Raw genomic sequence first — 2,102 nt, forward strand, 5'->3', positions numbered from 1 at the left:
GGCGGGTAAGGACCGACTGCTCTCCATCGTCCTGGCCCGCGACACGGCCGGGGGGCGCCCCGACCAGATGTTCTACTGCACGCGGACGGATTGGGACGCGCGGACGATCCTGTCGCATTACGCGAATCGCTGGAGCGTGGAGGTGATGCACTTCAACGCCAAGCAGATGATGGGCCTGGAGGACCCGGCGAACCGGACGCCGTTGGCGGTCGAGCGGACGGCGCCGGTGGGGCTGGTGCTGTACGGCCTGACGCTGGTCTGGTTCGACCGCGACGGCCACCGATCGGTGTCGTTCCCCGACCGGCCGTGGTATCCGGGCAAGGAGGAGCCGTCGTACGCGGACATCCTGACGGCGCTGCGCCGGGAGAGCTGGCGCGGTCAATTCGCGGGTGAGGATTGGAACCAGGGGGGTCAAGAAACCCCGCTTGCCCAGCTTGTCGAGTTCGTCAGCCGCGCCGCCTGATCGACGACTCACCGCAGAGAGCACCGCTCGCGGACGAGTCAGAGAGCCGTGGGACCACCCCACCGAGTGGGGGTGGGGTGGTCAGAGACCGCACCTCAAATCTGCGGAACACGAACTTAGAGGGTGTACGAGAAGTCAAACTCAAGCCGGGTCAAGACGTCGGAGCATCAAATGGGTCATCGCCACGTAGATCCAGCACTCGCTCGACTCCTGAGTTCGGGTTTCGCACATTTACCGGCAGTTGGATAAGCATGTTGTATTGTGACCTCCTTGCGCCTCGGGGGTATCCTGGGAGTTGCACAGCAACCAGGGACCCTCGCCCCAAGGAGGCCGCACATGCAGCTTACACCCAGCTTCCGCTCGCTCCTACTCCGGTTCCGACCCGTCTTCACCGCGCCCACCCTCTCCACCTTCCTCTACATCGCCACCGGCTGGTGCCTCTCGCACCGCCACCGCTACGTCACCGAGCTGATCCAGTCCTCGGGCGCCGTCCATCGCGGACACCACAGCCGATACCACCGCTTCTTCAGCGACGCCGCCTGGTCGATCGACGAACTCTATGAGGCGCTGGCGCGCCAGGCCGTCGCCTCCTTCTACCCCGAGGGTACGATCGAGTTGGGCGTCGACGACACGCTCGCCCGCAAGCGCGGCCTGACGATCTTCGGCACCGGGATGCACCACGACCCGCTGATCTCCAGCCGGGCACGGCCCCACGTCAGTTGGGGGCACGATTGGGTGATCCTCTCGCTGATCATCCCGAAACCCGCCTGGTCGCCGACCAAGGTCTGGGCGCTGCCGGTGGCCATCCGGCTGTACAAGAACCGCCAGGGACTGACCAAGGGCAAGAATGGGCCGAGGGGCAAGGCCAAGGCCGAGGCGGAGCCGAAGCGCCCGCCCGACCCGAACCACCGGACCCGCCCCGAGCTGGCCGTCGAGCTGATCGGCCGGTTCGCCCGCTGGTTCCCCGGCCGGAAGGTGCTCGTCAGTGGCGACAGCGCCTATGGCGGCAAGAGCGTCTTGCGGCACCTGCCGAAGGACGTCGACCTGATCAGTCGGGTCGCCCCCAATGCGGCGTTGTACCGGCCGGCGCCGCCGCGCCGCCCCGATCAGAAGGGGGCGTCACGGAAGAAGGGGGACCGCCTGCCGGGCATGGCGGAATGGGCGGCCGACGCGACGGCTTGGGAGGACCTGGAGTTCGACCAGTACGGCCTGCACGCGGAGCTGAAGGCCAAGACGATTCGTGCCCTGTACTACAAGGCGGGCAAGGATCGACTGCTCTCGATCGTGCTGGCCCGCGACACGGCCGGGGGGCGTCCCGACCAGATGTTCTCCTGCACGCGGACGGATTGGGACGCGCGGACGATCCTGTCGCATTACGCGAATCGCTGGAGCGTGGAGGTGATGCACTTCAACGCCAAGCAGATGATGGGGCTGGAGGACCCGTCGAACCGGACGCCGCTGGCGGTGCAGCGGACGGCTCCGGTGGGCCTGGTGTTGTACGGCCTGACGCTGGTCTGGTTCCACCGCGACGGCCACCGGTCGGTGTCGTTCCCCGACCGGCCGTGGTATCCGGGCAAGGAGGAGCCGTCCTATGCGGACATCCTGACGGCGCTGCGCCGTGAGAGCTGGCGCGGTCAAT

Annotated in this window: 2 protein-coding genes; both read left to right on the forward strand. The window is 67.2% G+C overall.

Going from position 1 to position 2,102, the window contains the following annotated elements; translation table 11 throughout:
• Window positions 1-463: hypothetical protein (locus VNE62_06890; protein ID HVE92009.1), on the forward strand; the 463-nt coding region annotated here is incomplete at its 5' end.
• 336 nt (window positions 464-799) lie between these two features.
• A partial coding sequence (locus VNE62_06895) for a transposase (GenBank protein ID HVE92010.1) occupies window positions 800-2,102 on the forward strand: 1,303 nt, incomplete at its 3' end.

The organism is Actinomycetota bacterium (assembly GCA_035536535.1).
In the GTDB taxonomy this organism is placed as follows: Bacteria; Actinomycetota; JAICYB01; order JAICYB01; family JAICYB01; genus DATLNZ01.